The sequence below is a fragment of the Psychrosphaera sp. B3R10 genome (assembly GCF_018861025.1).
In the GTDB taxonomy this organism is placed as follows: Bacteria; Pseudomonadota; Gammaproteobacteria; order Enterobacterales; family Alteromonadaceae; genus Psychrosphaera; species Psychrosphaera algicola.
This window is the reverse complement of sequence record NZ_JAHKQH010000042.1, coordinates 120,628-142,223: the sequence shown is the minus strand read 5'-3', so window position 1 is coordinate 142,223 and position 21,596 is coordinate 120,628. Positions and strand designations below refer to the sequence as shown.

21 protein-coding genes and 2 tRNA genes are annotated in these 21,596 nt (G+C 39.7%); 11 read left to right on the top strand and 12 right to left on the bottom strand.

Features of this window, described 5'->3' with window-relative positions; translation table 11 throughout:
- Positions 1-107 precede the first annotated feature (107 nt).
- Together cysS and serB are read right to left on the bottom strand one after the other, a co-directional pair.
- Complete coding sequence (cysS, locus tag KO525_RS16115; RefSeq protein ID WP_215964856.1) at positions 108-1,502, bottom strand: cysteine--tRNA ligase; 1,395 nt, start codon at positions 1,500-1,502, stop codon at positions 108-110.
- A 74-nt stretch (positions 1,503-1,576) separates the two neighbouring features.
- Entirely contained in the window at positions 1,577-2,623 is a 1,047-nt protein-coding gene (gene serB / locus KO525_RS16110) for a phosphoserine phosphatase SerB (RefSeq protein WP_252736561.1), read from the bottom strand.
- Positions 2,624-2,745: 122 nt separating this feature from the next.
- Between serB and KO525_RS16105 the strand changes: the two genes are divergently transcribed.
- Positions 2,746-3,357, top strand: coding sequence for an AhpA/YtjB family protein (locus KO525_RS16105; protein ID WP_215964855.1), 612 nt, complete (start codon positions 2,746-2,748; stop codon positions 3,355-3,357).
- Positions 3,358-3,382: 25 nt separating this feature from the next.
- On the opposite strand, the gene KO525_RS16100 is transcribed toward KO525_RS16105, so the two are convergent.
- Together KO525_RS16100 and pdxH are read right to left on the bottom strand one after the other, a co-directional pair.
- Positions 3,383-4,147: a TatD family hydrolase gene (locus KO525_RS16100; RefSeq protein ID WP_215964854.1), complete on the bottom strand. Its 765-nt coding sequence runs from the start codon at positions 4,145-4,147 to the stop codon at positions 3,383-3,385.
- Positions 4,148-4,198: 51 nt separating this feature from the next.
- Positions 4,199-4,834, bottom strand: coding sequence for a pyridoxamine 5'-phosphate oxidase (gene pdxH / locus KO525_RS16095; RefSeq protein WP_215964853.1), 636 nt, complete (start codon positions 4,832-4,834; stop codon positions 4,199-4,201).
- Between the two features lie 79 nt (positions 4,835-4,913).
- Between pdxH and KO525_RS16090 the strand changes: the two genes are divergently transcribed.
- The gene (locus tag KO525_RS16090) at positions 4,914-5,435 is read left to right on the top strand and encodes a gamma carbonic anhydrase family protein (protein ID WP_215964852.1); all 522 of its coding nucleotides are present in this window, start codon (positions 4,914-4,916) and stop codon (positions 5,433-5,435) included.
- Between the two features lie 92 nt (positions 5,436-5,527).
- Here KO525_RS16090 and KO525_RS16085 read toward each other — a convergent pair whose 3' ends face one another.
- The 3 genes from KO525_RS16085 to KO525_RS16075 all read right to left on the bottom strand — a co-directional run bounded on the left by KO525_RS16085 (position 5,528) and on the right by KO525_RS16075 (position 8,947).
- The gene (locus KO525_RS16085; protein WP_215964851.1) at positions 5,528-6,325 is read right to left on the bottom strand and encodes a thioesterase family protein; all 798 of its coding nucleotides are present in this window, start codon (positions 6,323-6,325) and stop codon (positions 5,528-5,530) included.
- A gap of 165 nt (positions 6,326-6,490) precedes the next feature.
- Complete coding sequence (locus KO525_RS16080) at positions 6,491-8,416, bottom strand: TIGR03545 family protein (RefSeq protein ID WP_215964850.1); 1,926 nt, start codon at positions 8,414-8,416, stop codon at positions 6,491-6,493.
- A gap of 21 nt (positions 8,417-8,437) precedes the next feature.
- Positions 8,438-8,947 carry a TIGR03546 family protein gene (locus KO525_RS16075; protein ID WP_215964849.1) on the bottom strand — a complete coding sequence of 170 codons (510 nt, stop codon included), beginning with the start codon at positions 8,945-8,947 and terminating at the stop codon, positions 8,438-8,440.
- 142 nt (positions 8,948-9,089) lie between these two features.
- Between KO525_RS16075 and KO525_RS16070 the strand changes: the two genes are divergently transcribed.
- Positions 9,090-10,172 (top strand): methyl-accepting chemotaxis protein, encoded by a 1,083-nt coding sequence (locus tag KO525_RS16070; RefSeq protein ID WP_215964848.1) that lies wholly within the window; start codon positions 9,090-9,092, stop codon positions 10,170-10,172.
- A 153-nt stretch (positions 10,173-10,325) separates the two neighbouring features.
- Here the strand turns inward: KO525_RS16070 and KO525_RS16065 are convergent, their stop codons facing one another.
- Positions 10,326-11,372, bottom strand: coding sequence for an AI-2E family transporter (locus tag KO525_RS16065; protein WP_215964847.1), 1,047 nt, complete (start codon positions 11,370-11,372; stop codon positions 10,326-10,328).
- Between the two features lie 261 nt (positions 11,373-11,633).
- On the opposite strand from KO525_RS16065, the gene KO525_RS16060 reads away from it, so the two are divergent.
- Entirely contained in the window at positions 11,634-12,539 is a 906-nt protein-coding gene (locus KO525_RS16060) for a TIGR01777 family oxidoreductase (protein WP_215964846.1), read from the top strand.
- A gap of 393 nt (positions 12,540-12,932) precedes the next feature.
- Here KO525_RS16060 and KO525_RS16055 read toward each other — a convergent pair.
- Both KO525_RS16055 and KO525_RS16050 read right to left on the bottom strand, forming a co-directional pair.
- Positions 12,933-13,024 (bottom strand) — tRNA-Ser (locus KO525_RS16055).
- A 45-nt stretch (positions 13,025-13,069) separates the two neighbouring features.
- A tRNA-Ser gene (locus KO525_RS16050) sits at positions 13,070-13,161 on the bottom strand.
- 502 nt (positions 13,162-13,663) lie between these two features.
- Here KO525_RS16050 and KO525_RS16045 point away from each other — a divergent pair.
- The 6 genes from KO525_RS16045 (at position 13,664) to trxC (ending at position 16,391) form a co-directional block, all read left to right on the top strand.
- Positions 13,664-14,329, top strand: a complete 666-nt coding sequence (locus tag KO525_RS16045) for a Bax inhibitor-1/YccA family protein (protein WP_215964845.1) — start codon at positions 13,664-13,666, stop codon at positions 14,327-14,329.
- A 267-nt stretch (positions 14,330-14,596) separates the two neighbouring features.
- The gene (gene tusD / locus KO525_RS16040) at positions 14,597-14,956 is read left to right on the top strand and encodes a sulfurtransferase complex subunit TusD (protein ID WP_215964844.1); all 360 of its coding nucleotides are present in this window, start codon (positions 14,597-14,599) and stop codon (positions 14,954-14,956) included.
- The gene (tusC, locus tag KO525_RS16035; RefSeq protein ID WP_215964843.1) at positions 14,953-15,324 is read left to right on the top strand and encodes a sulfurtransferase complex subunit TusC; all 372 of its coding nucleotides are present in this window, start codon (positions 14,953-14,955) and stop codon (positions 15,322-15,324) included. The genes tusD and tusC overlap by 4 nt, the downstream gene beginning before the upstream one ends.
- Before the next feature lie 12 nt (positions 15,325-15,336).
- Complete coding sequence (locus KO525_RS16030; protein WP_215964842.1) at positions 15,337-15,606, top strand: DsrH/TusB family sulfur metabolism protein; 270 nt, start codon at positions 15,337-15,339, stop codon at positions 15,604-15,606.
- Between the two features lie 9 nt (positions 15,607-15,615).
- A complete protein-coding gene (locus tag KO525_RS16025; protein ID WP_215964841.1) occupies positions 15,616-15,945 on the top strand; it encodes a TusE/DsrC/DsvC family sulfur relay protein in 330 nt (109 codons plus the stop codon).
- A gap of 8 nt (positions 15,946-15,953) precedes the next feature.
- Positions 15,954-16,391, top strand: a complete 438-nt coding sequence (gene trxC, locus KO525_RS16020; RefSeq protein WP_368393318.1) for a thioredoxin TrxC — start codon at positions 15,954-15,956, stop codon at positions 16,389-16,391.
- Positions 16,392-16,475: 84 nt separating this feature from the next.
- Here the strand turns inward: trxC and KO525_RS16015 are convergent, their stop codons facing one another.
- Positions 16,476-18,635, bottom strand: a complete 2,160-nt coding sequence (locus tag KO525_RS16015; protein WP_215964840.1) for a M3 family metallopeptidase — start codon at positions 18,633-18,635, stop codon at positions 16,476-16,478.
- 650 nt (positions 18,636-19,285) lie between these two features.
- Here KO525_RS16015 and metK point away from each other — a divergent pair.
- Positions 19,286-20,437, top strand: a complete 1,152-nt coding sequence (gene metK, locus KO525_RS16010; RefSeq protein ID WP_215964839.1) for a methionine adenosyltransferase — start codon at positions 19,286-19,288, stop codon at positions 20,435-20,437.
- A 144-nt stretch (positions 20,438-20,581) separates the two neighbouring features.
- On the opposite strand, the gene KO525_RS16005 is transcribed toward metK, so the two are convergent.
- Positions 20,582-21,595: an ABC transporter permease gene (locus tag KO525_RS16005; RefSeq protein ID WP_252736562.1), complete on the bottom strand. Its 1,014-nt coding sequence runs from the start codon at positions 21,593-21,595 to the stop codon at positions 20,582-20,584.
- Between the last annotated feature and the right edge of the window lies 1 nt (position 21,596).

The following is a 21,596-nucleotide window of genomic DNA, read 5'->3' as shown; positions in this document are numbered from 1 at the left end:
AGGCCAGTTAATTAACTGGCCTTTTTTATGATCTATTGGTTGGTTCATCCAAACACTGCTTTACCCTTGCAAATGCATATTTACCGGAGAAAAAATAGCGTCAAAATTTAGAGTTTACGCCAGGTTGTGCCACCTGGACCATCTTCTAAAATAACCCCAAGTTCATTTAGTTTATCTCGTGCTTCATCTGCTGCAGCCCAATCTTTTTCAACACGTGCTGTATTTCTGCGTGTTATCCAAGATTCAATTTCAGCAACGTCGTCATCGTTTTGCTCACCTTGTAGAAACGCTTCTGGTGGGTTTTGAACCATACCCAGTACCTTTCCTAGATTTACTAATAAACCAGCGGTATCTGCTGCCAAATTGTCACCGCTCGTTGCATTAGCTTCTTTTTCTTTATTAAGTTGTTTTGCCAATTCAAACAAAACAGCTAACGCTTCTGGGGTATTAAAGTCATCGTCCATCGCTGTGCGGAACTTATCAACGAATACATTATTAGTCATTTCAACGTCTAAGTTTGGCGTAACACCGCGTAACGAAGTATATAGACGTTCTAAACTTGAGCGGGCTTGTGTTAAGTTGTCGCTGCTGTAGTTAAGCTGGCTGCGGTAATGACCAGACAACAAGAAATAACGAATCGACTCAGCATCATATTGCTTTAACACTTCACGAACGGTAAAAAAATTGTCTAATGATTTAGACATTTTTTCGTTATTCACTTGAACCATGCCTGAGTGCAACCAATAATTTACATACGGTGTATCAAATGCACAGCATGACTGGGCAATTTCGTTTTCATGGTGTGGAAATGTAAGGTCTGAACCACCGCCGTGAATATCAAAATGTGTACCTAAGTGCTTTGAGTTCATTGCAGAACATTCGATATGCCAACCAGGTCGGCCTTCGCCCCACGGCGAATCCCATTTAGGTTCGCCAGGCTTGGCTAATTTCCACAATACAAAATCAAGTGGGTCACGTTTGCTCGATTCGACGTCTACACGAGAACCAGCAACCAGTTGGTCTAGGTCTTGACGACCAAGCTGTCCGTATTTTTCATAGGTACTAACTTCAAATAATACATCACCGTTACCGGCAACATAGGCATGATTTTTATCGATAAGACGTTGGATAACATCAATAATTTCAGGCATGTGCGTGGTAACACGCGGTTCAATATCAGCAGGTAACATACCTAATGCGTCAAAGTCTTCATGCATCATGGCAATCGTACGGTTGGTTAACTCATCGCACGTTTCGTTATTTTTTGCCGCACGTTGGATAATTTTATCATCAACATCTGTGATGTTTCTGACGTATGTCACGTCGTAGTTTAAAAAACGAAAATAACGTTGCATAACGTCAAATGCGACATACGTTCTGCCGTGACCCATGTGTAATAGGTCATAAACCGTAATACCACACACGTACATGCCGACTTTGCCAGGAACCAAAGGCTTAAATTCTTCTTTCTGTCGACTTAATGTGTTGTAAATGCGTAACATCTGACTTCCTAAATTTGATTAACGACTATCTTCGCGGCGCATTTTAGCAAACCGCGAACAATTTTCATTGATTATTACAGTAAATATAACAATTGATCTAATCCGCCAGTTTTAACACTGACATCAGCTTTTTCTCTCACTAATGGTTTTGCATGAAACGCGACGCCTAAATTGGCAGCCGCCATCATGACCAAATCATTCGCACCATCGCCCATTGCGATCGTTTGTGACATTGGAATGTTGTATTCAACAGCGAGTTCATTAACGGTATCCGCTTTTGCCTGTGCGTCGACGATGTCACCAAGTACATTACCCGTTAATTTTCCATCAACCATTTCGAGTTGATTAGCTACGGTTTTATCTAAACCAAGTTGTTGCTTTAACACTTCGGTCATGTAGGTAAAACCGCCCGATGCGATAACCACTTTCCAACCATTATGTTTTAACTCTGATACTAAGTTTTCAAGACCCGGCATTAACGGCAAGTTTTTCGCTACATCATCTACAACGCTGACCGGAGCATCGGTTAATGTTTTAACTCGAGCTCGTAAACTCTCTGCAAAATCAAGTTCGCCGCGCATCGCTTGTTCAGTCACTTTTGCGACTTCTTCACCAACGCCTGCCAATATAGCAATTTCATCAATACATTCTATTTGGATAGCAGTTGAGTCCATATCCATGACAATTAGACCAGGTGCCGACAATGTTGGTCCGTTTGAAACAACACAAACTTCTACCGATTGCGATTCTGCCCAACGACTTAAATTTAGGCGATTGTCTGAAGTTAAAGGAGTCGACAAATACAACGCAATGGCACCGGGTAATTCATCCGTGGGTTTAATAAACTGATGGGTGACCACAGATGTAATTTCGCTCGTTAGATCACCACTCCCACACAACTCGTCCAAATAACTCACTAATGCTTTATAATGAGACCAATTAATCTCACCAAATAAAACACATTTCGTTCGGGTTTTAACAACGTTTTCAGACGACTCAAATGTTGCGACGTTATGATCAAATTTTACAGAGAATAATGAATCAACACCAATAAAATCAACCGCTTCAAAAAGCGACTTTGTATCCATTTTAATGCTCTCTTTTAAGCCATTCTGTAACATTTTTGCTCCAACGTTATAAGTACTAGGTTTTATATATCTTGCTAGAATATAACAAAGCAGATTGCTTTTTAACGAATAAATGCGCAGAATTTAAAAAAGCTTAGATGTAAATGCGCTAATTAATGAGTAAAAAAGTAACCTACATAAAAACGTCATCGATAAACCGAAAGTTTTCACAACTTATTGCGGCTATCGTTTTGCTCATTGTCACCTTAAATATTTGGGCGAGCATTAATTTTAATGGCCAAACGTTAATCAATGAAAATGCGCAGGTTTTGGCTGACAACATTTTAGTCCAATCTTCACATAGTGCTGCTCATTACATCGAAAATAACGATATCGAAGCGCTTAATACCGTGACCGAGTCAGTTTTAAAATCCAAGTATATTGTTGAAATGGTTGTTTACGATAATCGCGGTGTCGTTTTAAGTCGCAGTGAAAACGCATTAAGTACCAAAGACCGATTTTTGAATCCACTAAATGACAAATTAGCCAATATGTCCCCAAAACCTTATGTCACCGATGTCACTAATGAACTCGGTGAACTTATTGGGTTTGTGCGTATTACCGTGATGTCAAAAGCTCTACAACAGGACGCCACTCTTTTTGTCCATACAATTAGTAAAACAACACTTTTAATTGCCTTGTTAGCAGGGATGATTGGTTATTTATTAACAATCGGATTGCGACCATTTTCTGCCAATTCATATATTGTTCGCGATACGCCGGATTAGGCAATCTGACAATGTTAAGTTGTTGTTATTTTGTCAGGGGTAATTTAAATAATTCAATTGTTGTTTGACGAGTTACGTCAACGACGTGTGTGACCTCTAGTGCCTTTATTTCTGAAATCGACTGTACGACATGTAATATCTTATCGGGCTCGTTACGACTCCCCTGGAATCCATTTATTGGCATATCTGGACTGTCAGTTTCAATAACAATATCTTCAAGCATAATTTCTTTGAGCACTTTCAGCGTTTTTGTTGCCCGCGGATAAGTTATTGTGCCGCCAATACCCAACTTAAAACCCAGTTCTATGTATTTCAGGCTATCTTGTAAACTGCCACTAAAAGCATGGATAACGCCCCCAAATTTCGGTTTACAGATTTTAAATGCTGAGAAAATATGATGGTGAGACTGCCGGTGATGAACGATTAAGGGCAATTGTAATTGATTGGCTATTTTAATATGTTGAATAAAAATGTCGATTTGCTTCTCAATACCCACGATAGTGCTATCGACCCCACATTCCCCTATTGCAATGCAATCCCGTTGCTTAGCAAGCTGACATAGAAGGTCTAAATCAGTTTCAACAAACTCATTTATGTAATACGGATGACAACCCAATGCAAAGTGAAAACCTTCGGTCCGTCGGCACAAGTCAATCTGACGTTGCCAATGGCGACGAGTTACCCCCGGAATAATAAAGTCAGTAACCCCAACAAGTGCAGCACGTTCTAATACCGCGTCTCGGTCTTGATCAAATTGGCTAAAATCTAAATGACAATGGCTGTCTATCAACAATGTGTCCTTTTTTGAAGGAGGTTCTTGTTTAAACTCAATATCATTGAGTTATGGAGCAAGTCTCGATATGGTCCAATTATTGTCGATTTTTTGGTAGAAGATCCTATCGTGTAAACGATGTTCGCCACCTTGCCAAAATTCCACTTTGGTTGGCACTATTCGAAATCCCCCCCAAAAAGTTGGCGCTGAGATATCACCGGTTTTAAACTTATTTTTCATTTGCTCAAACGTACTCATCAATACATCACGAGACTTAACCGGATGAGACTGGTGTGATGCCCATGCAGCAAGTTGGCTCGCTTTAGGTCGAGAAAGAAAATAGCTCATGTCTTGCTTTAAGCTCAATCTTTGTGCTTCGCCATAAACAATAACCTGTCGTTCTAAACTATGCCAAGGAAAATGCAAACAAACTTTAGAATTTTGCTTTATTTCCTGCGCTTTACGACTGCCCAAATTGGTGAAAAAGACAAACCCATCTTGGTCTGATTGCTTTAACAATACAATACGTTGCGACGGTTGCCCTGCCTCATCGACCGTGGCGACAACCATAGCCGTTGGGTCATTTAACCCTGCGCTAATGACTTGCTGTAACCAAACTTCAAACTGAGCCATTGGATCTGGCAATACGTCATTTTCATTCAGGTTATCTAGGCAATACTCTCGTCTTAAACTACTTAAATCCATATCTACACCATTGTTAAAGACAGTTCGTCGAATTACCGCTAGTATAATTATCAATGTCTTCATTGTTAACGGTTTTATTATGGAATTTGAAATAAACAACAAACGCCCGACCAAGCAAGGCCAAAATATCTTTATCGCCCCCTCTGCCGACGTTATTGGTGATGTCCATATGGGTACTGGTGTCAGCATCTGGTTTCATGCTGTTTTGCGAGCCGATTCCGACTCAATCCACATTGGCGACAACACCAATATTCAAGATGGTTGCATTGTACATGTCGATGAGGGATACCCAGTAAATGTTGGACACTCTGTTACCGTCGGCCACAAAGCAATGTTACATGGTTGTACTATAGGTGATAGAAGCTTAATTGGTATTGGCGCCATAATCTTAAATGGCGCGAACATTGGTAAAAACTGCATAATTGGTGCAGGCGCGTTAATTACCGAAAACACACAAATCCCAGACAATTCACTGGTCGTGGGTAGTCCTGGTAAAGTAATCAAAAGCGTATCGGACCAACAAGTTGAGTTATTAAAAGCCTCAGCCCATCACTATGCTGTAGCCGGTGAAGATTATAATCAAAATTTAAAACCATGCTGATAAAAGTAAATCGCCTTTAAATGAAATAGCCGTCTGCAGTTCTTAGAAAAGCCTGCTTGCAAGACAGATAAGGGCGCTACAGAGCAATAAATTTACGCAAATATCGCCACAACCTGTCGAGAATACGCCAGAACCCTGCCATCTGGGGCCCAAAACGTTGACTCTTCATGACCATAACCATCTTCAATATGGCGGGCTTCATTTACACTCGCAATCCATTCTTCACCATTTAAATCATCGATTGGTGCAATAAATTCAACATCCCAACTCATGGTGCTTGCCGGAGCTGGGATCCGTTTCATTTGATACATCGTTGGTGGCCATGCATCCATTACTGCAATTAAGCACGCATATGTCATTTGAGCCGGTGGGTGTTTTAATTTGGACCATCCGTGTAACACAGGGTCATCGGATTTACCTAGGGATAAACTGCCCTTCTCCACCGCGAGTTCAAAATGTTGTATAAACTTAGGAACAAGCTTTGGAATTTGAGGTAGGAAGTTACCTTTTTTGGGAACCGTTAAGGCGTGTTTAGTTGTATCGGGTTTATGCAATATTGATCCACGACTGATACCAAAACAGATCTGAGCCATGACACAAACTCGGTCGTTTTGTAAAACTGAGGCCACTATCTGAGTCACATTCTTGCCGGTTCTTAATATTTCTGCCGTGACTTTCAGTGGCTCACCACAGGTGACCGGACCAATAAAATTACAATGAAACGAACGCGGTGTGCGTTGGTCTACAATAAGATTTTGTGCCGCTTGAAAACAAACAGCAGCGGATATCCCACCAAATGCAGTACGACCTTGGCCCCAGGTGACGGGAATGGTTAATTCATAGCTGTCCTGCTTTTCGGACATTTTGTTTAGTATTGATTCGATTGACATAAGGCAACTGGTAAGATGAGTAAGGTAAGACCAGTTTAGTGATTTTGTAAAAAAATGCAAAACAAAAGAGCAAGTTAAATCTATTGATAATAAAAAGCGCCTAATGACAATATTAGACGCTTTTACGCTCAGTAAATTTCACCGTTTTAAAGGCTGAACACCATATTATTCACAACACTTAAATCCTTTAAGTTTGTCCTTAACTTTGTCTTCTAATTTATCTTTAATTTTGTCTTCGGCTTCTTTTTTTATTTTATCTTCGAATTGCTGTTTTTTGTTGTCTATCAGCGCATCAATTTTGTCTTCCGCTTTATTTTTGAGAGTTGACTCCCATTCATCTAAATCTTTGCCAAAGTCTCTAAGCTTTTGTAACTCAGGGGCTTTTTCCGTTAGGTTTTGCTCAACCTTTTGACTCAATTCAGCTTTGGTTTCGCTTTCAACTTTTTTAAACTCTTTTTTGACAGCCGCTCTAAAGGCACTATTTACTTTATTATCAAGGTCAGAATCTACGGCTAAATCAGGTGATTTCAATTTACCACTGACGTTCATATTGATATTAAACTGGTCTACACTCGATAATGAATCCAATAAAATTTCAGCAAAATCTCCAGTCCCATTACCCGAAAATATTGTTTCACTGAACGCTAATAGATGCTCTGAATTTAATTCGTTCTCATATTCGAATGTGCCCGAACCCAGCAGTTTTCCGTGTTCCAACTCTAATGATAAGTCTGAATCACCAGCGATTGAGTAATTATTTACGGCTAGCTCCGACATATTCCATTTACCGTCTGTGGTAAACTTAGCGTCTTGTGCCGCAAAAAAAGTCCCTTCGATATTTATGCTGCCGCCTTGTTTTGCAACGTGCGACATAACATATTCACCCGGAATATTACGCACATAAGATTCACTCGTAATCTCACTTGCAGTTACCAACCAAGATTTACCACTTAATGTTAGGCTAATTTCCGCATCAACTATCAACCACGTTGGCAATGGGTCGTTTAAAGGAAAGACAATGTTTTCACCGACTATAACCTCTGGCTCAGCCTCTTCCGCTTTTTTATTTTTAAGGTAGTTATCCAAATACGGTTTAGCGGTGGTATAGAACCCCATACCCTGCTCTAAATAAGAAGTGATTTTATCACCAAACAACAATTGGCTTATCGCTAGAGTATTTGGATCATCAATAGGCAATGTTTTTTTAATCGACTCCCAGTCTTGTCCAGGTGCGTCTTTTAACTCATTATAAGCCTGATCTATTTCGGCTTTGCTAGTTTTGTATTTTGCTTTCGCGGTCTTAATTTTTAGCCTATCCGCATTTATTTCAGCTTTGAGTTTGGCAACTTTTTCCTTCAAAACTTTTAAATCATCTAATGATGATATTTCGGTATCTTCAATTTCTTGCCATTGTTGTTCATAACTTTTCACCGAACCTTTATCCGGGAGGTCCTTATAAACCGACTTTAACTCGCTGCTTTGTGTTTTCCAAACCTGTTGAAAATTTTTCGCTTTAATTTCGGTTTGTAGATCTGCTTTGGCTAAGAGTTCTTTAGAACTTGGGAATGACATCCCTTCTTGTTGGTCATTTTCCGTTGTATCAGAATCAGTCCCTTGTGACGTATCTGCTGATTGGTCATCTTTAACGATACGGACACCGGGTTCTGCTCTTGCACCGTCAAATTGTAATTCAACTACTTTTAAACTGTCGATTACTGTATTACCCATCAAATAATCTAGGGGTCTGACTTGTACTTCTGCTTGGTTAAACTGGAACAGATTACGGTTTAAGTTATCAGGATCGGTTTGTTGTAGGTTTTCTATTGTTAACCCAAATGGAGACCAACTAACATTGACTGCTTCTATTTCTGTTTCCGTGCCAAAAGTCGACTCTAACGCCATTTGTAGCCCAAATTTTGCGGCTGGATTAATACCAAAATAAACAGCCGCTGCTATGACGGCAACGCCACCTATCCCACCAACTCTGAGTAACCCTTTTGGTTTCGCCTTTGCTTTAGCGTCAGCCTCTTTATTCTCGTCGACCTGGCCTTCCACTTCTGCGCTTTTTTTCGCTACTTCTTTTTTACTCATGAAACTTATTTCCCTATTCGACTACGCAGATTGAACGCTTAGATAGATTTGGTAAAACTTACTTGCTTTTAAACTTTGAACAATTTTAAAACGCTCGACAAAGTGTTTCATTGCTAAGCGATACTTAACAATTAACCAATACGACAACGCATAAATTGGAACGATTAATATAATCGAACTCACTAATTGTCCCATAACGGCACTATTATAAAGTTCCGAAAATCTAAACCAGGTAGCCTGATATAGCTCTGTCCAAGTTGAAACTAACGATGGAAGTTGCAATAAATAACCACCAAAATCTGAAATAAACGTAATGAATAACAACTTCAAGCCACTAAACACCGCGAGCATTGCAATGAAAACGGTCAAATTCGCTCGCAAAACAATCATTAATAATAAAATAAAAACACCAAAAACGCTCATGATGGAATTAAAACCTGCTAACATTGCTAACACAATGGCGAGTGCCAGATGTTTCGGCTCTGAATCTGAATTAAGTACATTTAATAATTTGGCTATTAGGGTAAACACAACCTCTCCTTTTTATTTAAAACCTGTCTATAATTAATAACACATGTCTGCTGATAGAAAATTACTTTAATTAATATAAAGTTAAATATTAGCGATAAAAGGCCGATAAACCAAAATAATTAATTAAAAGAAGATCATTCATATGTTTGTTTCAAAATCTAGATTTGACGCTTTGTCATCAGAGAATACTCGGCTTAAGGCTGAAATTGTATCGTTAAACCAAACGGTAACCAATGCAGACGAACTTATTTTGGAGTTACAAAATGAAAAAAATGCGTTTGATCAGTCGTTTAATGAATTTGACGCACAGTTATTAGCCTGTACGGTTGACTCGTTCGAGCAAATAAAATCGGTTCGAGAAGCGGTTGCAGTATCATTTCAACAAATAGAGGAAGAAAGTCGCTCTATCGCATTGATTAATGAACTGTTTGATACCTCATCAAATGCACTAAATTCAATCGTTGGTGGCATGGCGGGTCTTGGCGACCAAATGGGTTCGATGACAACCAATATTTCAGGCTTATCTGAAATGGCTGATAAAATTAATACCTTTGTATCCACTATTTCAAAAATTTCGGACCAAACCAATTTATTAGCACTTAATGCAGCCATTGAAGCAGCGCGTGCGGGGGAAGCGGGTCGCGGCTTCTCTGTTGTTGCCGATGAAGTTCGTGCGTTGGCGAACAACACGAATGAATCTGCAAACGAAGTGTCTGATCTCGTAAATGAAATTATCCGCTCGACCAATGAAACTGTTACCTCAGTTGATCGAATTCAATTAAGCAACCGAGACTTGTCTAACGGCGTAAATACATTAAATGAAGATTACAGCAACATCATTGGTGTTTGTAATCAAATGAAATCAACAATTGAGTCAGCCACAATGCAATCGTTTATTCAAACCGTTAAGTTAGATCATGTGGTTTGGAAAGGTGATGTATATGCGGTCGCTGCAGGGCTTAGTTCGAAATCAATTAACGAATTTGCCGACCACTCGTCGTGTCGTCTTGGTCAATGGTATGTAACTGAAGGTAAGAGTAAATTTGGCAGTAACACAACCTTTATGCATATTGATGAACCTCACCGCCAAGTGCATAAGTTCGGACTAGAGGCGTTAAAACAACTTGAAAAAGGTGATAAAGCAGAGGCAATAAATAGGCTCAATAAAATGGAACAGGCTTCAAATAAAGTAACAGGATTGTTAGACAACTTGCTTCATTCTTAAGCCACTAAACGTCTAAATTGCGCTGTACTTGCCAAAAGCCACAATACTTTTGTAAGTACAGCATAAACGCCTCAGTCTAATCAATGCCAATCAGCCTATGTTCCAACGCCGTTGAATTTGAGCGTACTTTGAACCTGAGTCACTCTTACTCTGTTATGAATTTTTAAGCTCAGTATCATCAACATTACTCAATAACAAAGCTAACCAACGACTGTCGGCATTTGCCTCAAGCGCAATTTTTACTATCATCGTAAGGGGTACAGAAAGTAACATTCCGACAGTGCCTAATAACCATCCCCAAAATATCAAAGATAAAAATACAACCAAAGTTGATAAACCTAAACCACGGCCCATAAATTTAGGTTCAATGACATTGCCAAAAATCGTGTTAATCGCAATATAGCCTAACGCCAAAATGCCCGCAACCGCTGGACTTTGGACAACAATGGCAAGCAGTACCGCTGGCACAGCAGCAATAATTGATCCTATGTTAGGAATGAAATTAAACAAAAATGCCAACACAGACCAAAGCAATACGTAATCAATATCTAATATCCACAATAAGACGCCAACCGCTGTCGCGGTTCCTAAACTGACTAGAGATTTAATCGCGAGATAACTATTTACAGACTCTAAAAAGCGGTCTACATGACGCATTTTCATTGTAGGATCGTCTAATGCAATATGAACCTTCTTAGATACATCCGGCGCTTCAAACAACATAAAAACAACGGTAAGAATGATTAAAAATAAATTGGCCATAACACCGCCAAATCCACTTAATAAATTGCCAACCATTTGCATAGCAATACTCGGATTAAAGTATTGAGTCAGTAACGATTGATCTACATGAATATCAAATAACGCAAGTTTGTTCACTATCCACTCGAGCTCATTAGATAACTTTGCTTGGTAAACAGGCAGCGACTGTGAAAAGTCATTAAACGATTGCCCAACAACGCCAGCGATGGACATTCCAGCACCGACTAATAGACTCAAAATAATGAGCACAGCAAAGACTCGAGGGATCCGAAGTGCAATTAGTTTATTAACTAGTGGATTGGCAATAATGGCGATAAACATGGATAACAAAAATGGAACTAAAATGGCGCTCGCCGCTTTTATTCCTGCCAATAAAATAATTAAACAGGCCATCGTAAATAAAAATCTTGTGGCAAAGTTCATTTCGAGCTTAGACATCTACTTTTCCTTTAAGGATATTTGCGTTCACTTATTGCAACTGAACAATTTTAGCAATTTTACTAAATTGCTAATCTAAAATTTGTTGTTACCAAAAATAATAAACTAAATGGTTGATTTGGTTCATTGTCCCATTTAAATTGGGAGCCTAAAGGTAATGTTAGGCTTTTAAACCAAATTACAGCTCTTTTGAGCCACAAAACTAACAAAAACCTATAGTAAAGCTATTTTACTGAAATTAAAAAATAAATTGGCAGGTTAATGAATATTCTAATTACCGGTGGAACAGGATTATTGGGAGCAGCGCTTATAAGGCTCCTCAGATTTGATAATGAAGTTCACAAATTGACTGTTTTTACTCGTAACTACGCAAAGGCCTGCAGAAACCTGCATGCTTCAATTACCGTTATTGACTCATTTGATGAAATAAACTTAGTCGATTTTGACGCAATTATTAACTTAGCTGGTGAACCCATAGTTGATAAAAAATGGACCGCTAAGCGTAAGAAGCAAATAATGAGCAGCCGGTTTGATACAACAAAGGCTCTCGTTGCTAAAATAAACTCGGAATGCAGTGCAGATAAAAAAATCCAATTTATTAGTGCAAGTGCTGTGGGTATTTATGGCCCACAAGGTGCAGAGTCTATAGACGAAACATTTAGCTCATTTGGCAATGACTTCGGTAGTAAGTTATGTCAGCAATGGGAAGAAATTGCTACCACGGCAAAACACGCTAATGTCACCTTGCTTCGGACAGGCATTGTCCTGTCTAACCAAGGTGGCGCTTTAGAAAAAATGATCCCGCCATTTTGGGCTGGATTTGGTGGAAAAATTTCTAATGGCAAGCAATATATGCCTTGGATCCACGTAAAAGATTGGGCTAGAGCTGTGAAGTTTGTTCTGGAGAATAAAAACATTAGTGGTCCGATTAATTTGTCAGCTCCAACCCCAGTTTCGAACAAAGAATTTACTCATGCCCTAGCAACTGTCTTGCATCGCCCGGCGATCTTAAGAGTCCCTAGGTTTGTATTGCGAATGACATTGGGCGAAAGAGCTGACCTTATAATATTTGGCCAAAACGCTGTTCCAACTAAATTACTCGACAATAAATTTGAATTTAAATATCCAGTTTTAGCTGACGCGCTCGAAGATCTACTTTTACTTTAAGAAAAGCCACGGACCAAGTGGTGTTTGCATTTGGTCCAATACAGCTTCTTCAAAGACATTTATTTTCCACTACCCGCCAAAATTTTAACAACAACTGAATTTCAACAGCAAAACTTAATCTTTGTAACAGTCTCGACAAAAGCGACTGACAATAATGAGTGTGATGGATTTTAGACTCGGATTCAGGATTCAGGATTCAGGATTCAGGTTAAGACAATAATTTAGCGTAATCAATGATTTATACTAAACATCAAATAAACCTAATTTATAAAGAGCTTTATCGATAAGTAGCAAAGGTGTACAGGCTTTTAAAGGGCTCAATAAGCCGATATTTAGGCGTATATTACAGGCAATAAAAAACCCCAGTGATATTAATCACTAGGGTTGTTTATATGGCGGAAAGCGAGGGATTCGAACCCCCGGAAGGTTTAACCCTTCGCCTGATTTCAAGTCAGGTGCATTCGACCGAGCTCTGCCAGCTTTCCATTAGTCGATGTAATCGAGTTGTAACAACTCGATGTAAAAATAAGTGGCGGAGAGGGAGGGATTCGAACCCCCGGAAGGTTTAACCCTTCGCCTGATTTCAAGTCAGGTGCATTCGACCGAGCTCTGCCACCTCTCCACTTGATGGGGCGCATATTAGTGACCTAATCGCCTGATGTAAAGTGTAAATCTAAAAAAAACGTAAAAAAGTGAGTTGAATGGTGCTTTTTAAACCACTGAGGTTGAATATTCATCAAAAACCCCAAAAACAAAGAAATAAGCGGCCAAATTTCAAACACCAATATTATTGCTGTTATCATCGAATAAAAATTTTAACGCTAGCCTAAAAAATACCAAAAACTTAGCGACTAGTTGCAGTAAAAAACAAATTTAGTTCGAATATTAAGCGGCAATAATTATCGTAAGTGATAATGTTAAAAAACTAAATTGCTGGGAAGCGCTGCCACACAACACTTACAGGCACATAAGTTACCAATAAGACACAATTAAAATACATAATTAATATTTATTAATAAACTTGAATAAAATTTCTTTACCCCAATGTATTGACCAGAGACGTAATTTGGTGAAAACTACGTTTAGTTTGTCATAATTATTTTGTTGAATAACAGGAGTTCACAATGGACAGCAGAACAGCGTATCAAAGTACTGAAGCATCTGTATTACAGACGAATAAGGTATTACGCAATACTTACTCATTACTCGCGATGACGCTTGCCTTCGCTGCTATCGTCGCTGGTGCAGCAATGGCATTGAATTTACCACACCCAGGATTAATCCTAATGTTGGTTGGATTTTATGGCTTGTTGTTTTGGGTTCATAAAGCGGCGAATTCATCTACTGGCTTAATTGCAGTATTTGCTTTTACAGGCTTCCTTGGTTATAGCCTTGGACCAATACTAAATATGGTTATCGGCGCAGGCGGCGGCGAGATTGTTATGACTGCGCTTGGTGGCACAGCCCTAACCTTCTTCGGTGTTTCGGCTTATGCGTTGACGACTAAACGTGACTTGTCATTCTTAAACGGCATGATGATGGCAGGGTTCTGGGTTATTATTGCAGCAGTAGTTGCAAACATTTTCCTAAACCTTCCAGCGTTATCGTTAGTCATTAGCTCGATGTTTATTTTATTCTCATCTGGTGCAATTTTGCTTCAAACTCAAGCAATTGTGCGTGGTGGTGAAACAAACTACATCTTAGCAACAGTGACGTTGTTTGTATCGATTTACAACATCTTCCTAAGCCTTATTCAGTTACTAACTGCATTTGGTGGTAGTGACGATTAATTTCGTTACCTTACTTAATCATTAAAAGCCTCACATAGTGAGGCTTTTTTTTGCCACTTTTTCGCCATTGTTTTTCACACCTGACCAATCACTTAAATGATTTACTCTATAGCTTGTTTATTGTTTGTCGCCGCTTTCTTCCGTGCCCTAATTTCAGATTTAATTCAGTATTCTTTTTTAACGTAAAGTATTAGCAAGTTGTGGTAGATGTAATACAATGACGGCACTACCCTTACATTGTGTTTTGAATTCCTTAATGAGTGTTTTATGAATCGCTTTATTCTCGTATTACATTGCCCGCCTTGGTCTCACCAGAGTGTGGCGACGGCCTGCCAATTTGCTCAAGCGGCCATTGACCGTGGAAATTCAATTACAGCGGTTTTTTTGTATCAAGACGCAGTATTAAACGGGTCTAATAATTTGGATATGCCCTCTGATGAGCTCAATGGTCAATCGCAATTAGTTAACTTAAATTCACAACATAATATCCCGCTATTGATGTGCGTGACTGCGGCGGAAAAACGCGGTGTTAATGCCAATGCACTGCACCCGAGCTTTACCCTTTCCGGCCTAGCTGAATTTGCTGAGCTCACCACTGAGTCTGACAAAATGGTGCAGTTTAAATGAATGACCAAGTCATAAACGACATATTAATCATCCATACACAAAGTGCGTTGAATGCGTTAGCTGGTAAAGAAGCATTGGATTTGTCTTTGATTTTTGGCGCATTTGACCAACGGGTCAGTGTGTTATTTTTAGGATTAGGCGTGACTCAGTGTTTAATTGAGCAAACCCCCGAACTGATAGGTCAGAAAGACTATTTGAGCACCTTTAAATTACTTGAAATGTACGATATAGAAGAAACATTCGTTTGCCAAAAGTCATTAAACAAGTTGGGGTTCCATAAAAAAAATGTGATGCCAAGCGTACTGACATTAGACCCCGGCGGCATTATTCAGTTAAAACAAAACGCCAAACACATTTACGTTATTTAAGTTGAAATAATCATGACCACAACAAATAGCTTGCACATTTTATTTACGTCCGAACAATGGAACAACGTGAAACAACTCTTGTCCAGTGGCGACAAAGTGGTATTTACTCAGGACGCTGTGTATAGGCTGCCTACGATAAAACCCATAGATAACATCAGTTTTTTCGCTCGAGAACTTGACTGTAACGCCCGACATATAAGGGAAAATGAACACTTTGAAATGATTAACGACCCGCAGTGGGTCGAGTTTTGTGAAAGCGCAAATAATATATTAAGTTGGTAAATAAGCACCATGATCGAATTTAACGGCACTTCTTATGAAACAGACAAACATGAATACCTGATCAATTTAGACGATTGGAGTATAGAACTAGCCACTCATATCGCAGAATTAGAAAACATCACAATGACAGATAATCACTGGGAAGTGGTTAATTTTGTCCGAAATTTTTATATCGAATTTAAAACCAGCCCGGCTATACGTCTGTTAGTCAAAGCGATGGCAAAAGAACTCGGGGCAGATAAAGGTAACAGTATTTATCTTTATCGATTGTTCCCAAAAGGGCCTGCAAAACAAGCGACTCGAATTGCAGGGCTACCAAAACCAGCTAAATGTATTTAGGAAAAACCGTGACCACATCAATGTTTATAACTTGCTCCACCTGTTTTGCTAAAAATCGCGTACCTGAAGATAAGATTGAAGCGGATGGCATTTGCGGTAAATGTAAAAACAAATTACTTTTGGGCGCACCAATTGAACTGACAGACGCCAACGTCTTTAAATTTATCCAGAACAATGACCTACCTGTCGTAATCGACTTTTGGGCTGACTGGTGCGGTCCATGTAAGTCTTTTGCGCCACATTTTCAGCAAGCCGCCATGGCCTTTAAACACACCTATCGCTTTGGCAAATTAAATACTCAAAACGCTCAATCGAGCGCAGGCATGTTTAATATTCGTAGTATTCCAACCTTAATCGTATTTAAGCAAGGAAAAGAAGTAGATAGAGTCTCTGGGGCATTGCCACCACAAGACTTAACGCGTTGGTTGCAGTCGCATATCGGATAGTTTTTGGCGTATATAATTGGGTTAAAAACAAAAAAGGTTAGCAAAATTGCTAACCTTTTTTAATACTTCAGAGTAAGCCAATACCTATTTTGGCACTGGGAAGCCTCTGTCACGCATTAGTGCTTCAACTTTAGCATCACGTCCTCTAAACAAACGATACGCCTCTGCAGGGTCAATAGCGTTGCGCACAGAGAACAAATGGTCGACCAACTTCTTCGCCATACCTTTGTCGTAATAACCACCTGGTGAGCCTTCAAATGCTTCAGCTGCGTCAGACGTTAATACTTCTGCCCACATATAACCGTAGTAACCAGCAGAATAACCTTCACCTGAGAAAATATGCCCAAAATGTGGCGTTCTATGACGCATAACTAATTCAGACGGCATACCCATTTCAGCGAGTGTTTCACGTTCAAATTTATCTGCATCTAAACCCGCCGGGTCCATGCTGTGTAATTTAAGATCAATTATTGCAGACGCAAGATACTCCGTGGTTTTAAACCCTTCGTTAAATGTTGCTGCTTTTTTGATTTTAGCCACTAGATCAGCAGGAATTGGCTTACCTGTTTTTTGATGCGTTAAGTAGTTATCAATAACCGGATCCGTTGTTAACCAACGTTCTAGCAATTGTGACTGGAATTCAGTGTAGTCACGAACACCACCATTTTGCGATGGGTATTCAACTTGAGACGACAGTGAATGCAAAGCATGACCAAACTCGTGGAATAAGGTTTCTGCATCAGACCAAGAAATAAGTGTTGGTTTGCCCGCCTCACCCTTGATGAAGTTAGAGTTATTTGACGCCAATACATTGGTTTTACCCTGGAAAGTTGTAAAGCTGCGGTATGAGGTTGCCCATGCACCAGAGCGTTTGCCTTTACGAGCGTATGGGTCTAGATACCAGACACCGACATGTTCGCCAGTAGATAGCTTAGTGACTTCCCATACTTTTACATCTTCATGGAAGACAGGAACAGAGCCCTCTTTGACCGCGTCAAATTTAAAGTCAAACAACTTACCAGCAACATAGAACATCGCTTCACGTAAGTTATCAAGTTGTAGGTATTGTTTCACTTCATCTGAATCTAGGTCGTATTTAGCTTTACGCACTTTTTCGGCGTAAAAACGGTAGTCCCATGGTTCAATTTTGATATTTGCTTTTTCAGCATCTGCTACGGCTTGCATATCCGCAACTTCTTCTTTTACGCGAGCGATCGCGGCAGGCCAAACAGCATTCATGAGATTAAATGCGTTTTCAGGATTTTTCGCCATACGGTCTTCAAGACGCCATTCAGCGTAATTTTTATAACCGAGTAATTGAACACGTTCATGGCGTAACTTTAGGATTTCAGCGATATTTTTATTGTTATCAAATTCATCACCGTTATCGCCACGACTATAGTATTTGTTCCATACTTCTTTACGTAACTCACGCTCGTCTGAATACGTTAAAAACGGGTCCATCGAAGAACGCGTGTTGGTAATTGCGTATTGACCTTCTTTACCCAGCGCTGCTGCAGCAGATGCAGCCGCTGTGATTACCGACTGCGGTAACCCACCAAGTTGTGACTCATTTAAATAGGTAACATAGTTTTCTTCGTCGGCTAATACGTTATTACCAAAGTTAGTGTGTAGCTCTGCCAAAGCTAGGTTAATAGCAGCAAAACGTTCTTTATCTTCAGCAGATAATTTAGCGCCACTGCGGACTAAACCTTTGTAGCTGTTTTCAACTAAACGTTGTTGATCTTTACGTAACGTCTTCATTTCTTTGCTTTCGTAAACGGCTTTGATCCGAGCAAATAATGTTTCGTTCTGGCTAATCTGAGAATAATGCTTAGAAATTAATGGTGATAACTCTTTACCCACTTCGCGTACTTCCGGTGACGACATGTTTGAACGCCAAATTCCGTAGTATGTCCATACGCGATCTAAATCTTCACCAACGGCTTCTAATGCAACGATAGTATTTTCGAAAGTAGCCGGCGCTTTATTATTCGCAATTGCTTCAACTTCAGCTAAATGCGATTTCATTGCGATTTTAAAAGCCGGTATCAAATCGTCAAGTTTTACAGTGTCAAACGCTGGTACACCTTCAAATGGACCTGTCCATGGTTTCAAAATAGTGTTTGTGGTATTTTGCGCTGCAGATACCTCAGCAACAGGTGATTTAACATCACTGCCGCCACAAGCTGTTAAGCCACCAAGCAGAGCGACCGCAACTGCAAGTTTTATCGATTTTTTCATTAGATTAACCTTTTGTTATTGTTACAAACATATAATCAGAGGCAACACCTACCTGCAAGGGTTTGCGTGTTCAACGACCTATTTTACAAGCTGAACTTTGTAAAGATTTTTATCCTTTCGTAAAAACGTGCAAGTTTTATGGCCAAACTGAGTAAAACAACGCCTTATCCCAATTCTAAGCCTTAACAAGCCTATCGATATATTCATTAGGCATTGGACAATAAGCCCATTTTATTTGAGTACCATATTTATCGGATTTGTCTCCTGAGTCGCTTTGCTTAACTTCTTAATGTGGTCGAAATTCAACAAAATTATCGCACTTTTTGTTGTGTTTAATTCAGGCCGATTGACTTATTAATTGTGAGCAATGGCACAAAATAGTGCCTGTTATCAACTTGTCTCCTCGCTTTACGTGCTTTTTGTTAATAAACAAAGGTCGTTTTATCATCAAATTATTTATTTTTTAAATCAAACCAGCCCCTCTAAATAGGTGCATTGAAAGCAACATTAGATACGTATAGACGTCTAGATGTAAAAAGTATTAGGTGTTAGCACTGTTTTTGGATTAAAATTACGTAACTTTGGCTAATAATCAAAATAGCTAAACACACTAATTTTCAAAATAAGTTTTCATCTGAGAGAAATTATTCATGGCAAAACATTTATTTACATCAGAATCTGTTTCTGAAGGACACCCGGATAAAATCGCGGATCAAATATCTGACGCTGTACTTGACGCAATATTAGCGCAAGATCCTAAAGCTCGAGTTGCCTGCGAAACATACGTTAAAACCGGTATGGTCATGGTTGGTGGTGAAGTAACTACTAGCGCTTGGGTTGATATCGAAGAATTAACTCGCAATACCGTAAAAGAAATTGGTTATGTGCATTCAGATATGGGTTTTGATGCAGATTCATGTGCCATTTTAAATACCATCGGCAAACAATCGCCAGACATTAACCAAGGTGTTGATAGAGCAGACCCTAGTGAACAAGGTGCCGGCGACCAAGGCTTAATGTTTGGTTATGCATGTAATGAAACTGAAGTTTTAATGCCTGCGCCAATTGAATATTCTCATCGTTTAGTTAAACGTCAAGCGCAAGTGCGTAAAGACGGGACACTACCGTGGTTGCGTCCAGACGCTAAATCACAAGTTACCTTTGCCTACGAAAATGGCAAGCCAGTTGGGATCGACGCCGTTGTTTTATCGACTCAACATTGTGACTCTATTACCCAATCAGATCTTGTTGAAGCGGTTATGGAAACCATCATAAAGCCAACATTACCGGCTCAATGGTTAACGAAAGAAACTAAATTTTTCATTAATCCAACAGGTCGTTTTGTCATCGGTGGACCAATGGGTGATTGTGGTTTAACAGGTCGTAAGATAATCGTTGATACCTATGGCGGCATGGCTCGTCACGGTGGTGGTGCATTCTCTGGTAAAGATCCATCAAAAGTTGACCGTTCGGCTGCTTATGCGGCTCGTTATGTTGCCAAGAATTTAGTTGCTGCTGGTTTAGCTGACAAAGCCGAACTTCAAGTTTCATATGCAATTGGTGTTGCTGAGCCAACGTCAATCAGTATTGAAACATTTGGCACGGGTAAATTTGAAGAAGATAGAATTATCCAACTTGTTCGCGAACACTTTGATTTACGTCCATACGGTTTGATTCAAATGCTTGACTTAGAACGTCCAATATATAAAGCGACCGCAGCCTATGGGCACTTCGGTCGTGAAGAATTCCCTTGGGAAAAAACCGACAAAGTTGAAGCGCTTAAAGCGTCTGTTGGTTGGTAAAAAAGCAAAATTAAAAAAGCCCCAGATAACCGTCTAATAAATGGTCACTGGGGCTTTTTTATTGCTACAGTTTTATCCAATGCTCACTATTGCAATAAGTGCCTTTTTGCAATAGTGAGCTGTTATCATATCTCAGCAAGTCGCTTAACGACCGTCACCGTCCCAGCGAAACATAAGCGCGCCAATTGTCAGAAAAACAAATGTCATCACCGCTAATGGAATAGTGTGCGTGGACAATGCAACAAAGTCAGCGCCTTCTATCATCACGGCTCGAGCCCCTTCCACCAGATGAGTTAATGGCAAAAAGTAGGATATTTGTCTAATAAACTCAGGGCTCCCCTCCAATGAAAACCAAACACCGGATAAGATCATCATTGGCCAGGTGACCAAATTTAGCAACCCACCGGTTAATTCTTCACTGCGACTGCGAGAAGACAACAACAGACCTAATGAAATTAACGACATCGCCCCTAAAACAGCGACAAGTAATAAGTTCCAAAACGAGCCCAACATATAGAAATCGAATATAAAATCACATCCGGCAAATACTGAACCCGAAATAGCAATGACTATCCATAGACGCGAGGTAATCTGCGCCGCTAAAAACTCGATGGCTTTAACAGGCGTGGCATTAAGTCGTTTTAACACCATATTTTTACGGTAACGTACGATGACATAACCTACACCAAATAAACAACTGAACATCATGTTCATGCCCAAAATTCCTGGTAATACCCAATCGACATAACGAATGGCTCGGCCATCAATAAACGACGACTGCCAACGCTCGTCAATAGCACCAGACAGCATCTTTTGAACGATATAGCTGTTTGCTGAAGATTCGTTTTGCCAAATCTTTTTATTCGTGTGGTCTATCACTAAATCAAGTTGATGACGCTCCAATTTGGTCATCGCAGCGTCAATGTCTTGATAGTCGACAAAATTGATAAAACGCACATCGCTAAAGGCGCTAAAGTTATCGGGCTTATCTATCACACCAACTTTGTAAACGTCTTTATCATTGTCGGAGAAAACCACCGCAAAACCCGCCAACAACAAAACCGGAAATATAATGCTCCAACTAAGTGACGATTTGTCTCTGAAAAATTCTAAATTGCGGGCTTTTAAAATGGCCCAAAAGCGCTTTAATGCCAACATG